Raw genomic sequence first — 13,107 nt, 5'->3', positions numbered from 1 at the left:
GGGGGCGAAGCCCCCTCTCTCGCAGTCGCCCTAGAAGGCGGCGCGCAGAACGATCGCGACGCGACGATCCGTATCCACCCAGTTGTAGGGCGGCTTGCGGGTCTCGTTGCCCACCTTCAGCACGGTCCGTTCGTTGAGGATATTGGTCGACTGCAGACCGATCTTCAGATCATCATTGATGTTGTAGAAGATCGAGCCGTCCAGCTGGCCATAGTCGCTGGCCCAGACCGGCGCGTTCACGTTCGCGGCCGAGGTGGTCAGCAGATATTCTTCACGCCAGTTGTAGGCCAGTCGGGCGGAGATTCCGTACCGCTCGTACAACAGGGCCGCGTTGTAGCTGGTGCGCGACATGCCTTCGAGCGGCAGGGCGTCAGCGGAGGCCGTGTTCTGCAAGGGATCCAGCACGTTCTGGCTGGTGTTGCGACCACCATTGCTGTCGATGAAGGTGAAGTTGCCCTGCACCCCGAAGCCGCCCATCCAGCCCGGCAGGAAATCGAAGAACTGCTGATAGGCCAGCTCGAACCCGTCGACAGTGCCTTCATCCCCGTTGACGTAGCGCGTCATCAGGAAGTCGTAGGTGACGCCGCCGTTGGTGTACGACTGGGTCTCGGTCCCGGTGAAGATGTAGTCGGTGATGTCCTTGTGGAACACCGCCAGGGTCACACTGCCGGTCGGAGCGAAATACCATTCAAGGCTGAGGTCGTAGTTGGTCGCCTTGATCGGATCGAGCGCCGGGTTGCCGCCGACGCCGGTGAAGGGCGCGACGTCATCCAGGGTGTAGCCGTCGGCCTCGAAATTGATCGACAGGTTGGTGAACGGCTGCAGCTGGTACATCTCAGGCCGCACCATGGCGCGCGACACGGCGAAGCGCGCCTGCAGATCATCACGCAGGAAGACGCGCAGGTTCAGGCTGGGCAGGACGTCCGTATAGCTGTGATCGACGCTCGCGCCGTCCAGCGAGCCGCCGGTCGAGAAGGCGACGGCGCGGTTGAAGGCCGTACAATCGGCCGTCGGGTTGCCGACGGGCGGGCACGCCCCGGAGATCACCGGCAGGGTGGTGATGGTGTTCGTTTGCGTATTGGTCCGCACGATACGAACGCCGACGTTACCGTCGAAGCGCCGACCGAACATCGACTCGTCTCCGCCGAACCGGGCGTAGATATAGCCGGCCTGGGTTTCCTCGGTCAGCTCGGTGATGCCGCCGTTGCCGCCGCCCAGGCGATAGCTCTCATAGTCGTCCGAAAGCGGCGTCCAGCCCCAGCCGGAGCTCTGGGTGTTGCGCAGGATATCATAGGCATTCGCCGTGCCGCCGCTGACCAGCGCCGCGGTGGGGAACCAGGCCACGCCCGGAACCGGCGCGTCGCCACGGAAGAAGTTGGTGAACGAGAACAGCTCGGACGAAGCCGGCAGGCGCGGATCGACCGTGCCGCCCGGATAGCCGGTGTCGTCCAGATAGACGACCGCTCCACCGCCGTTGCCCCAGTACTGGTTGGACAGAAGCCCCCAGTTATAGCCGGTCTGGCGGTTGATGTAGTTCTTCTCGGTGCCGCGCACACCCATCGCGACCGACTTCCAGAATCCATCCGGATTCTCGAAGGTGTAGGTGGCGTCCAGACGACCGGCGAGTTCGTCGGCCTCATTGTCCTCGATGTGATCCATCGCCGCCGCCCACCAGTAGGTCGACTGATCGGTCGGCGTGCCGCCCGTGGAGGTGACCGTCGGCAGGTCGCCGTCGATGGTGATCGTCAGATCGGGGCGGTTCTCCAGCTGGGTAAAGGCCGTCATCGAGTAGATTTCGGCGGTCGACTTCACATACTGCAGGTCGCCGGTGACCGACCAGGGCGAGTTCGGCGTGTACTGGAAGCCGACCGAGACCTCACCGGTCCGCTTGGTGTCGTCGCCGACACGCGTATCGGTGTTGTAGTTGGCTTGGGGAACAGTACCGCCAATGAAGACGTCGTCTTCATTGTAGCGGTAGGTGGAGTTGGGCGAGAGAATGCTCTCGGTGCCGAGCGCGCGCTCGATATTGTAGGCATCCGCCTGCGATCCGAGAGCCTGGAAGGTGAAGAGCAGGTCGGCATTCGGACGCCACTGCGCCGCCAGAGCGACCGCGGTGCGCTCCTGCTCCCAGTCGATGGTCCGCCAGCCCAGATACTTGGGCACATAGACCGTGTCGCCCGCGACCCGTCCGTCCGAAGCGTTGCCGGCGTCCAGCACAACCGGATCATAGCGGTCCACCGAGATCGAGTCGGTGCGGTTGCCCACGTTCGAAACACTGATGTTGGCCAGCAGGCCGATCTCGCCGATGCCGGTGTCCCAGCGGTTCGACCCGATCATGCTGCCCGACCAGAAGCCGCGCTCCGACAGGTCGCCGTAGTTGTAGTCGGTGTTCACCGCCAGCAGATGGCCGCGGTTATCGAACGGAACCCGCGTGCGCAGGTTGATCGTACCGGCGATGCCGCCCTCAATCATGTTGGCGGCCACGTTCTTGTAGACGTCCACGCCGGCGAGCAGGTCGGCCGAGACATCCTCGAAGCTCAGCCCACGGCCGTTGGACGCCGAAAAGATGTCGCGCCCGTTGGTTTCGGACCGAACCCACGACAGGCCGCGAACGAACACGCCGCCGCCTTCGGCGGCCAGACGGGCGGGGTCACGGGCGGCGTTGGTGCGCTGAAGGGTCACGCCGGACACGCGTTGCAGCGCCTCGGACACGGAACGGTCCGGCAGCGCGCCGATGTCCACCGCGGTGATCGAATCCACGATCACTTCGGAATCCTGCTTGATGGACTGGGCGCTCTGCAGCTGCGCGCGAATGCCGGTAACCACGACCTCGTCCAGCTGGGCCGCGTCCTCATCCGGATCCTGGGCCGCGGGCGCGGTTTGCGCCAGGGCGCTCATGGGCGTCAGCGCCACGAGACTGAACAGTGACGCGCCACACAGCAGGGCCGCGCGGCCGTTACGCTTGATATGGGACAAGGTTGTCGTCCTTCCTGCATGCGCCAGCCGCTTTAGCGGTCTTGAGCGCGGTCCTCCCCGAGACGAAACAGAGCCTGAAACACCCCGCCGTCATTTCAAGGATGCACGGAGTTTCACGCGTTGAAAAGTAAATTCTGTTAGCGCTACCATTTCTCCGGCTTGCGTGACGCGGTCTCCATGGCGTTCAGTGTCCCGAAGCTGGCGTCAGACTGGCCGGAGGAAACATGGGCGATACCGATCCCCGCATCACGAGCGTTGTCATCGTCGGTGGGGGCACCGCAGGCTGGATGGCGGCGGCGGCCCTGTCCCGCGCTTTCGGCGACCTGCCTGAACCGGGCAGGCCGGTCATCCGTCTGGTCGAGTCCGATGCGATCGGCACCGTCGGCGTCGGCGAGGCCACCATCCCCCCGATACGGCAGTTCAACCGCTCCATTGGTCTGGACGAAGCCGACTTCATGGCCAGCACGGGGGCGACGCCGAAACTGGGTATCGCCTTCCACGATTGGATGGGGAGCGGCTCCCGCTATTTCCACGGCTTCGGCGACCATGGACCGGACGTTCAGGGCCAGCCCTACCGGCAGCACCTGTTCAGGCTGAAGGCGGAGGGCCGCCTGTCCAGTCTTGATCCCTGGTCCGTCCCCGCTGTGATGGCTGAAAGCGGACGATTCGGCCTGCCAGTTTCCGATCCCCGCTCCATTCTGTCCGCCTATTCCTACGCCTATCATTTCGACGCGGGACTGTTCGCCAAGCGTCTGTCAGCCTTGGCCCAGACCGCTGGTGTCGCGCGGGTGGAGGGACGGATCAGCGATGTCGAGGCCGCCGACGGACGGGTGCAGGCGATCCGGCTGGAGGACGGGCGGCGCCTAGAAGCCGATCTGTTCATCGACTGCTCTGGCTTCCGCGGCCTGCTGATCGAGGGTGCGTTGCAGGCAGGCTATGAGGACTGGAGCCGTTGGCTTCCGTGTGATCGGGCCATCGCCCTGCCGACCTCCGCCAGTCGTCCGCCAGACCTCTACACGACCGCCCGCGCCGCCTCGGCGGGCTGGTGCTGGCGCATTCCGCTGCAACATCGGGTGGGCAACGGCTACGTCTATTCGAGCGCCTTCATCAATGACGACGACGCGCTCGATGAACTTGTGAACGGGCTTGAGGCCCCGGCCGAGGCTGAACCGAACCGGCTGCGTTTCGTAACCGGTCGCCGCCGCGCGGCGTGGAAGGGCAATGTGGTCGCTCTGGGGCTGGCGTCGGGCTTCCTCGAGCCGCTGGAGTCGACCAGCATCAACCTGATCCAGACCGGCATCGGGCGGTTGCTGGAGCTCTTCCCTGATCGGGAGTTCGATCCGGCGCTGATCGCCGAATACAACCGCCGTACCGAGCTGGAGTGGATCGGGGTGCGGGACTTCATCATCGCGCACTATCATCTGGCGGGGCGAACCGAAGGCGCGCTCTGGGCCCACTGCCGCGAAACCGCGCCTCCGGACAGTCTGGCGGAGCGACTGGAGTTGTTCCGGGCCCGTGGCGAGATTGACCCCAGCCACTACGATTCCTTCCGCGAGGCCAGCTGGACCTCGGTCCTGACCGGGCTGGACGTCTGGCCGCGCAAGGTCGCGCCGCAGGTCTCCGCGCTCGACCTCGACGTCGTGGAGCGTCAGGCCGTGAAGGTCTCCGAGCTCATCGCCCGGGCGACCGCCACCCTGCCCGACCGGCTCGAATTTCTCCGTGGCGTCCAGATGAAGGCCGATGCGAGATGAGCACACCTCCTGAGCCGATCCGGAAAATCCTGATCGTCGGCGGGGGAACCGCCGGCTGGATGACCGCCGCTGCGCTGTCTCACGTGCTGCGCGGAGCCGTACAGGTCGAGCTGGTCGAATCCGAAGCCATCGGCACGGTGGGCGTCGGAGAGGCGACCATTCCGCCGATCCTGCTTTTCAACGCCTTGCTCGGAATCGACGAGAACGAATTCCTGCGCGAGACCCAAGCGACCTACAAGCTTGGCATCCAGTTCCAGGACTGGTTCCGAAAGGGTCACGCCTATTTCCATCCGTTCGGCCAGTATGGCTCCCGCGTCGGGGCCGCGTCCTTCCATCAGTACTGGCTCCGTCTCCAAGCGGCCGGGCTGGACGACGATCTGGACGCCTACTCGGCGCCGGCGATGGCCGCCCGTCTGGGCCGCTTCGCCCGCCCGCAGGGCGATCCGCGATCCATCAACGCCGCGATGGCCTACGCCTTCCACTTTGACGCCTCCCTGTATGCGCGCTTTCTGCGGGGGCGCGCCGAGCGGGCCGGCGTTGTCAGGCATGAGGGCCGTATCGCTGATGTCCGGATGGCCCCCAACGGCGACATCGGCGCGGTGGCGCTGGAGGACGGGCGTGTTCTGGACGCCGATTTCTTCATCGACTGTTCGGGCTTCCGCGGCCTTCTGATCGAAGGCGCGCTGAAGACGGGTTACGAGGACTGGACTCACTGGCTCCCCTGCGACCGGGCCGTCGCCCTGCCTTGCGCGCGGGTCGAACCGCCGACGCCCTACACCCGCTCCACAGCGCTGGAGGCCGGCTGGCGCTGGCGCATCCCCCTCCAGCACCGCACCGGTAACGGCTATGTCTATTGCAGCGAGCACATCAGCGATGACGAGGCGCTGGCCCGGCTTCGCGGGTCCATCGACGGCGAATGTCTTGCCGATCCCAACCTGCTGCGCTTCCGCACCGGGCGACGCAAGAAGGCCTGGAACCGGAACTGTCTGGCGATCGGCCTGTCTTCCGGTTTCCTGGAGCCGCTGGAGTCGACCAGCATTCACCTGATCCAGACCTGCATCACACGTCTGTTGCTCAGTTTCCCTGACAAGGCGTTTTCGCAGCCCGACATCGACAACTATAATCACCTGTCACAGCTGGAGTACGAGCGGGTCCGTGATTTCGTCGTGCTTCACTACAAGGCCACCGAGCGCACCGACACGCCCCTGTGGCTTCAGGTCGGCGCCATGGAGATACCAGACAGCCTGCGCCGGAAGATGGAGCTGTTCCGAAGCCGCGGGCGGGTCTTCCGTTTCGAGGATGAGCTGTTCCAGGACACCAGCTGGGTCGCGGTGCTTCTGGGCCAGGGCGTGAGGCCGGAGCGTCACGACCCGATCACCGAGGTCATGTCGCTGGAGGCTACCCGCGATCACCTGCACCGGATGCGGGCGTTGATCCGTGACGGTGTCGAGCGCATGCCGACCCATGATGACTTCATTCGGGGCGCGGTGCAGGCCGCGCCCCGCTGAGGTTCGTCACCACCAGATCGAATAGACCGCGATCAGGAACGCGATGACGCCGAGCGCCGCGATGTTGAAGCCCATGGTCGTCTTGTAGCTGACGCCCGCGAAGCTGATCGGCAGGGTGGTCTCCCTCTGCGGCGCGATGAACGACACCAGGATCGCCGCCAGCAGCGAGGCGATGAAGACCACGCCCACGCGGTTCATGAACGGCATGGTGAAGATATCTGCCGATTGCAGCCACCAGAAGACGCCCGACAGCACCACCGACAGGATGGCCCCGGTCAGGGCGCCGGCCTGCGACGCCCTCGGCCAGAACATGCCCAGCATGAAGATCACCACGATGCCCGGGGTGAAGAAGCCGGTGAACTCCTGAATGTACTGGAAACCCTGCTCGAAGCCGCCAAGCAGCGGACGGGCGGCGATCACGCCAACGACCATGGCCACCACCGCCGCGATCCGGCCGACCGTGACCAGTTGCTTCTCGGACGCGCCCTTGTTGGCCTTGGCGTAGAGGTCCAGCGTGAAGATGGTGGCGATGGAGTTGATCTTGGACGCCAGCGAGGCGACCACCGCGGCCATCAGGGCGGCGAAGACGATGCCCTTCAGCCCGATGGGCAGCAGGTTCATCATCGTCGGATAGGCCTGATCCGGCTTGGGCAGGCCGGGCGCCAGGATCAGCGCCGCCATGCCCGGGAGCACCACGATCACCGGCATCAGCAGCTTCAGATAGGCGGCGAAGGCGATGCCCTTCTGGGCCTCCTGCACCGACTTGGCCGCCAGCGCCCGCTGGATGATGTACTGGTTGAAGCCCCAGTAGCTCAGATTCATGATCCACATCCCGCCCAAGATGACGGAGAGGCCCGGCAGGTCCTTGAAGTAGGGGCTGTCAGGCGAGAGGATCATGTCGAACTTCTCGGGGAACTCGGTCGTCAGACGGCTGAACCCGCCCAGTACGCCCGCGTCGCCGCCGATCTGGCCCAGTGCGATGAAGCCGATGATCAGGCCGCCGGCGACCAACAGGGTCACCTGCACGATGTCCGTCAGGGCCACGGCCTTCAGACCGCCCCACAGTTGATAGGCCAGGGCGAAGACGCCGATGGCGACGATGGCCCACATCTGGTCCATGCCGGTCACCGTGGTCACGGCGATCGAGCCCAGCCACAGGATCGAGGTCACGTTCACGAAGACGTAGAGGACCAGCCAGAAGCCGGCCATCACGTTGCGGATCGTCGTGCCGTACCGCTGCTCGAGGAACTGCGGCATGGTGTAGATGTTGTTGGCGAGGAAGATCGGCAGGAACCACTTGCCGACAATCAGCAGGGTCAGGGCCGCCATCCACTCATAGGAGGCGATAGCCAGACCGATCAGGTAGCCCGAACCCGACATGCCGATGATCTGCTCGGCCGAGATGTTGGCGGCGATCAGCGAGGCGCCGATGGCCCACCAGGGCAGAGCCTTGGACGCCAGGAAGTAGTCGGTCGAGTTCTTCTGCGCGCCCCCCTTGCCGCGGGACACCCACTGGGCGAGAGCGAAAATGAACACCGCATAGATTGCGAGCAGGATCAGGTCGATCGGCGCCAGCGTCATGGTATCGTTTCCCCCGGCCGTCTTCGGCTCGAAGGTCCGACGCTAGGTTCAATTTTCACAATCGGCAATCGCTTTTACAGGTGATAACAACATGGCATTGACGACTGAGGGAGATTCCATGCTGGACAGCGTTGACGACGAAAGCCGCAAATACCGCGCCCCGGCGTTGGAAAAGGGGCTGGACGTTCTCGAGCTGCTGTCCCAGCACGGCGCGCCCCTGACGCCGTCGCAGATGTCGGCCATGCTGGGCCGTTCGGTCAGCGAGCTGTTCCGGATGATTCAGGTGCTGGAGTTCCGCGGCTATATCGAACCGACGACGTCCGGTTATCGACTGACCAACCGGCTGTTTGCCCTCGGCATCGCCCACGGCCCGGCCAAGGATCTGGTCGAGGCCGCCCTGCCCCACATGCGCGAGCTGGCCGATTCGACCGTGCAGTCCTGCCACCTCGTGGTCCGCTCGGATGACCAGATCGTCGTCGTCGCCCGCATCGAGGCGCCCGGCGACCTCGGCTACTCGGTCCGTATCGGCTATCGCCGCAGCATTCTGGAAGCCACCTCAGGCCTGCTGTTCTATGGCTTCGCCGGCGAGCGGATGCAGGCGCATATGCGTGAGACCCTGTCCGCCCGGTATGGCAAGAAACGCGTGGCCGACTATATCGCCGCCGCCGAAGCCGCCGCAGCCGAGGGACACGCCGAGCGCCCGAGCGACTTCGTGAAGGGGGTCACCGATCTGGTCGCCCCGATCATCGGCGCCGAAGGCATTCTGGCCACCCTGATCACGCCCTACATCGAGCGGACCCCCGCCGTCGGCTCGATCACCGACTCGGTCGAGCAACTGCAACGCGCGGCGGCGGCGATCTCGAGTGAAATGGGACATTCCGCGAGCTGACGCCCGATCCGGCGTTGACGAAAGCCTCCCTCGGCGTCATTTTTTACGCACAAAAATCAAGCCAAGAATAAAACCTTGGATGTGGCCCTTTGGGCGGCGGGAGCGAGATGGCGATCTATCCGGACCTCGAAGGCGCGACGGTCATCGTGACCGGCGGCGCCGGCGGCATCGGCGAGGCGATCACGCGCGCCTTCGTGGCGCAGGGCGCGCGCGTCGGCGTTCTGGACCTGGATAACGCTCGCGGCGAGGCGTTGGCCAAGGCCCTGTCTCCCTCGGTCGAGTTCGTCCGCTGCGACGTGACAGATATCCCGGCGCTCAGGGCCGCCATCGAACAGGTCCGCGCCCGTTTCGGCCCCATCGGCGTCCTGATCAACAACGCAGCCCACGACGAGCGCCACGCCACCCTCGAGGTGACGGAAGAGTACTGGGATGGCCGCGTGGCCGTGAACCTGAAGCACCAGTTCTTCGCCTCCCAGGCCGTGCTGCCCGACATGATCGGCTGGAAGAAGGGCTCAATCGTCAACCTGGGCTCCTGCTCGTGGATCATCGGCCAGGGCGGCATGCCCGCCTACACCGCCTCAAAGTCCGCCGTGCTGGGCCTGACCCGCTCGCTGGCCCGCGACTTCGGCGAGCATGGCGTGCGCGTGAACGCCGTGGCTCCCGGCTGGATCATGACGGAGCGCCAGCTCGAGCTCTGGGTCACCCCGGAGACCGAGAAGGAAATCTACGCCAACCAGTGCATCAAACGCCCGCTGGTCCCGGACGACATCGCCCGCGTGGTGGTCTTCCTGTCCTCGGATGATGCCTCGGCGATCACCAACCAACACTACGTCGTCGACGGCGGCTGGAACTGACTGAGATGACAAAGCCGCTTCGCTCGCGCGCCTGGTTCAACAACCCGGACAACCCCGACATGACCGCGCTCTATCTGGAGCGCTACCTGAACTACGGCCTGACCCGTCAGGAGCTGCAGTCGGACAAGCCGATCATCGGCATCGCCCAGACCGGCTCGGACCTGAGCCCCTGCAACCGTCACCATCTGGTGCTGGCCGAGCGCCTGCGCGAAGGCATCCGCGAGGCCGGGGGCATCGCCATGGAGTTCCCGGTCCACCCGATCCAGGAAACCGGCAAGCGCCCGACCGCGGGGCTGGACCGCAACCTGGCTTATCTCGGTCTCGTCGAGAGCCTTTACGGCTATCCACTGGACGGCGTGGTCCTGACCATCGGCTGCGACAAGACCACCCCGGCCTGCCTGATGGCCGCGGCCACCGTCGACATTCCGGCCATCGCCCTGTCGGTCGGTCCGATGCTGAACGGCTGGCACAAGGGCGAGCGCACCGGCTCCGGCACGATCATCTGGAAGGCCCGCCAGATGATGGCCGCCGGCGAGATCGATTATGACGGCTTCATCGAACTGGTGGCCTCGTCGGCCCCGTCGGTCGGCTACTGCAACACCATGGGCACGGCCACGACGATGAACTCGCTGGCCGAGGCCTTGGGCATGTCCCTGCCCGGCTCGGCCGCCATCCCTGCGCCCTATCGCGAACGGGCGCAGGTCGCCTATGAGACCGGCAAGCGGATCGTGGACATGGTCCGCGAGGACCTGAAGCCGTCGGACATCCTGACGCGCGAGGCCTTCCACAACGCCATCGTGGTCAACTCGGCCATCGGCGGCTCGACCAACGCCCCGATCCACCTGACCGCCCTGGCCCGCCACGCGGGCGTGGATGTGCCTCTGAAGGCCTGGCAGGACGAGGGGCTGGACGTCCCCCTGCTGGTCAACCTGCAGCCCGCCGGCGAGTATCTGGGCGAGGACTATTTCCACGCGGGCGGCGTGCCCGCCGTGGTCGGCGCGCTGATCGAACAGGGCCTGATCGCCGAAGGCGCCATGACCGCGAACGGCAAGACCATGGGCGAGAACTGCCGCGGCAAGGTCTCGGACCTGCCCGACGTCATCCGCCCGTTCGACAACCCGATGAAGACCCGCGCCGGCTTCATGGTCCTCTCGGGCAGCCTGTTCTCGACGGCGGTGATGAAGCTCAGCGTCATCAGCCCCGAGTTCCGCGACCGCTACCTGTCCAACCCGGACGACCTCAACGCCTTCGAAGGCCCGGTCGTCGTGTTCGACGGGCCCGAGGACTACCACCACCGTATCGATGATCCGGCGCTGGACATCACCGAACAGACCCTGCTGGTCATGCGCGGCGCCGGTCCGGTCGGCTATCCGGGCGCGGCCGAGGTCGTGAACATGCGGCCGCCCGCCTATCTGATCAAAAAGGGCGTCTCGGCGCTGGCCTGCATCGGTGACGGGCGCCAGTCCGGCACCTCGGGCTCGCCCTCGATCCTGAACGCCTCGCCGGAAGCGGCGACGGGGGGCAATATCGCGCTGGTGCGCACCGGCGACCGCCTGCGCATCGACCTGAACACCGGGCGCGCCGACATCCTGATTTCGGACGCCGAACTGGCCGAACGCCGCGCCGCCTTCGAGGCCGCCGGGGGCTACAAATATCCGGCGTCCCAGACCCCTTGGCAGGAGATCCAGCGCGGGATGGTCGGCGAACTGGAAACCGGCGCGGTGCTGGAGCCTGCGGTGAAGTACCACCGCATCATCGACAAGTTCGGCGAAGCCCGGGACAACCACTGACCTGAGTTCTTGTGATCCCGGACGCGCGCAGCGCGATCCGGGACGGGGCTCAGCCCTGAACCGTCACGTCCATCTGCATCGTCAGGGTTTCGCCCGGCGCCAGAACGGTCCAGCCGCTGGCCTCGCCGTCGGGCGCGTGGGCGGCGTCCGGGCGGTGCGTCACCGGCTCGATGCAGCAGAAGTCACCGCCGGGAACGAAGATGTGACGCCAGCCCGCATTGGCGGAGGCCGTGACGGTCGTGGTCCGACCGGGCTCCGCCAACACCGCCGCGCCGTCGCCGACATAGGCATGGTCCACGAACGGAGCCTCGACCACGCGCACTCCTCCCGACCAGTCATGGACATCCGACACCGGCAGCAAGGTCGTCGGCACCTCGTCCACGCCCCCGCCCCAGACCCGCGCCGCATCGAAGCGCAGGCGGGTCTTGTCCGTCACCGGAAAATAGGGGTGCAGGCCGAGTCCGGCGGGCATCCGGCTATCCGACAGATTGGTCATCGACAGGCCAACCGATAGCCCCGCGTCCCTCAGCCCGAACGTCTGCCGCGCCTCATAGGCCCAGGGCCAGGCGTCCGGCGCATGGCGATGGATCAGTGTCGCGGAAGTCTCGTCCCGCGTCTCGACCGCCCATGCGCTCAGCCAGCCGTCCCCATGCAGGGCATGCGGCGCGAACGCGGGCTGGACCGGCAGGGCGATCTCCCGTCCCTCGAAGGCAAACACCCCGCCGGCGATCCGGTTGGCGTAGGGCGTCAGCGGAAAGCAGCCCGCCTCCAGCACATCGGTCGAGCCGTCCGGCATCCGGCGCAGGATATCGACGCCATCCCGGCTCAGCGCCCCGATGGAGCCCCCGACCTCGGGCCGCAGGACCAGTCGCCAGTTGCCATGACGCAGTTCAATCACAGTTTTACCCGCGCCTGCGGAAGGCCCGGCGTCTCGACCCGCAAGGCATAGAGCCCGCCCAACGTCGGCTGCTCGGCGCGCTTGTCGGCATTGCCCAGCCAGGCCGTAGTGCAGAACAGGCTCTTCAGATCATCGCCGCCGAAGGCCGCCTTGGTCACCGTCTGGACCGGCAGTTCGATCTTCCCGATCCGCGCGCCGTCGGGCGCGAACCGCGCCACGCCCCAGCCGTTGAACAGGCCGACGTGCAGCACGCCCGCCTCGTCCATGCTCGGCCCGTCGGCATAGCCGTCCTCGGTCACGGCGAAGAGGCGCTTGTTGCTCAGTTCGCCGTCGTCATGGTCGAAGGCGTAGATGCATTTCTCGGTCGTGTCGTGGTGATAGAGGGTCCGGCCATCGGGGCTCAGCGCCGGGCCGTTGGTGACGCGATGGTCGTCGTCGTGGCGGGTCAGCTCACCGTCCCGCCAGCGATAGAGGGCGCCCGAGACGGTCTCCTCGCTGTCATCCATCGTGCCGAACCACAGTGTCCCGTCCGGAGCCACAAAGCCGTCGTTGATGCGGTTCTGCGGACGATCCTCTTCCACCCGGATGATCAGGGCGAAGTCGCCCGTTTCCGGATCGAACCGGTACAGACCGCCCCGCACGCCGCAGATCAGCGACCCGTCCTCGGCAGGGAGCGCGAAGCCGATCTGTTCTGGCGCATCCCAGCTGTCCCGGGCGCCGTCGTCCACGCCGTAGCGGTGCAGACGACGGCCCTTGATGTCGACGAACCAGACGCAGCGGCGGCGGTCATCCCAGACCGGCCCCTCGCCCAGCTCGGCCTGAAGGTCCCACAGCAGGACGGGCTCGGTTCCGATCTGCAT

General features: G+C 65.9%; 9 protein-coding genes. 5 read left to right on the top strand and 4 right to left on the bottom strand.

Annotation, left to right across the window (positions count from 1 at the left end; all coding sequences use genetic code 11):
• Window positions 1–30: 30 nt before the first annotated feature.
• Window positions 31–2,976 (bottom strand): TonB-dependent receptor, encoded by a 2,946-nt coding sequence (locus ACODRV_RS02940; RefSeq protein ID WP_240811742.1) that lies wholly within the window; start codon window positions 2,974–2,976, stop codon window positions 31–33.
• A gap of 224 nt (window positions 2,977–3,200) precedes the next feature.
• Between ACODRV_RS02940 and ACODRV_RS02935 the strand changes: the two genes are divergently transcribed.
• Window positions 3,201–4,727, top strand: a complete 1,527-nt coding sequence (locus ACODRV_RS02935; RefSeq protein WP_488907358.1) for a tryptophan halogenase family protein — start codon at window positions 3,201–3,203, stop codon at window positions 4,725–4,727.
• Window positions 4,724–6,235 carry a tryptophan halogenase family protein gene (locus tag ACODRV_RS02930; protein ID WP_488907357.1) on the top strand — a complete coding sequence of 504 codons (1,512 nt, stop codon included), beginning with the start codon at window positions 4,724–4,726 and terminating at the stop codon, window positions 6,233–6,235. Before ACODRV_RS02935 ends, ACODRV_RS02930 begins: the two co-directional genes overlap by 4 nt.
• A gap of 6 nt (window positions 6,236–6,241) precedes the next feature.
• On the opposite strand, the gene ACODRV_RS02925 is transcribed toward ACODRV_RS02930, so the two are convergent.
• Window positions 6,242–7,816 carry a sodium/sugar symporter gene (locus tag ACODRV_RS02925; protein WP_488907356.1) on the bottom strand — a complete coding sequence of 525 codons (1,575 nt, stop codon included), beginning with the start codon at window positions 7,814–7,816 and terminating at the stop codon, window positions 6,242–6,244.
• 118 nt (window positions 7,817–7,934) lie between these two features.
• Here ACODRV_RS02925 and ACODRV_RS02920 point away from each other — a divergent pair, with 118 nt between their 5' ends.
• From ACODRV_RS02920 to ACODRV_RS02910, 3 genes are all read left to right on the top strand, one after another.
• Entirely contained in the window at window positions 7,935–8,705 is a 771-nt protein-coding gene (locus tag ACODRV_RS02920) for an IclR family transcriptional regulator (RefSeq protein ID WP_141626130.1), read from the top strand.
• A 107-nt stretch (window positions 8,706–8,812) separates the two neighbouring features.
• Window positions 8,813–9,559 (top strand): SDR family NAD(P)-dependent oxidoreductase, encoded by a 747-nt coding sequence (locus ACODRV_RS02915; protein WP_488907355.1) that lies wholly within the window; start codon window positions 8,813–8,815, stop codon window positions 9,557–9,559.
• Between the two features lie 5 nt (window positions 9,560–9,564).
• Complete coding sequence (locus tag ACODRV_RS02910; RefSeq protein WP_488907354.1) at window positions 9,565–11,349, top strand: IlvD/Edd family dehydratase; 1,785 nt, start codon at window positions 9,565–9,567, stop codon at window positions 11,347–11,349.
• A gap of 49 nt (window positions 11,350–11,398) precedes the next feature.
• Here ACODRV_RS02910 and ACODRV_RS02905 read toward each other — a convergent pair whose 3' ends face one another.
• Window positions 11,399–12,247, bottom strand: coding sequence for an aldose 1-epimerase (locus tag ACODRV_RS02905; protein ID WP_488907353.1), 849 nt, complete (start codon window positions 12,245–12,247; stop codon window positions 11,399–11,401).
• Window positions 12,244–13,107, bottom strand: a complete 864-nt coding sequence (locus tag ACODRV_RS02900) for an SMP-30/gluconolactonase/LRE family protein (protein ID WP_488907352.1) — start codon at window positions 13,105–13,107, stop codon at window positions 12,244–12,246. The genes ACODRV_RS02905 and ACODRV_RS02900 overlap by 4 nt, the downstream gene beginning before the upstream one ends.

Source organism: Brevundimonas sp. FG8, from assembly GCF_057808845.1.
This window is presented reverse-complemented; position numbering and strand designations above follow the sequence as displayed.

Bases quoted from the DNA above. Each gene is read 5' to 3' on its own strand.
- ACODRV_RS02935 (WP_488907358.1), top strand. From the start codon at position 3,201: ATGGGCGATACCGATCCCCGCATCACGAGCGTTGTCATCGTCGGTGGG.
- ACODRV_RS02930 (WP_488907357.1), top strand. From the start codon at position 4,724: ATGAGCACACCTCCTGAGCCGATCCGGAAAATCCTGATCGTCGGCGGG.
- ACODRV_RS02925 (WP_488907356.1), bottom strand. From the start codon at position 7,816: ATGACGCTGGCGCCGATCGACCTGATCCTGCTCGCAATCTATGCGGTG.
- ACODRV_RS02920 (WP_141626130.1), top strand. From the start codon at position 7,935: ATGCTGGACAGCGTTGACGACGAAAGCCGCAAATACCGCGCCCCGGCG.
- ACODRV_RS02915 (WP_488907355.1), top strand. From the start codon at position 8,813: ATGGCGATCTATCCGGACCTCGAAGGCGCGACGGTCATCGTGACCGGC.
- ACODRV_RS02910 (WP_488907354.1), top strand. From the start codon at position 9,565: ATGACAAAGCCGCTTCGCTCGCGCGCCTGGTTCAACAACCCGGACAAC.
- ACODRV_RS02900 (WP_488907352.1), bottom strand. From the start codon at position 13,107: ATGCAGATCGGAACCGAGCCCGTCCTGCTGTGGGACCTTCAGGCCGAG.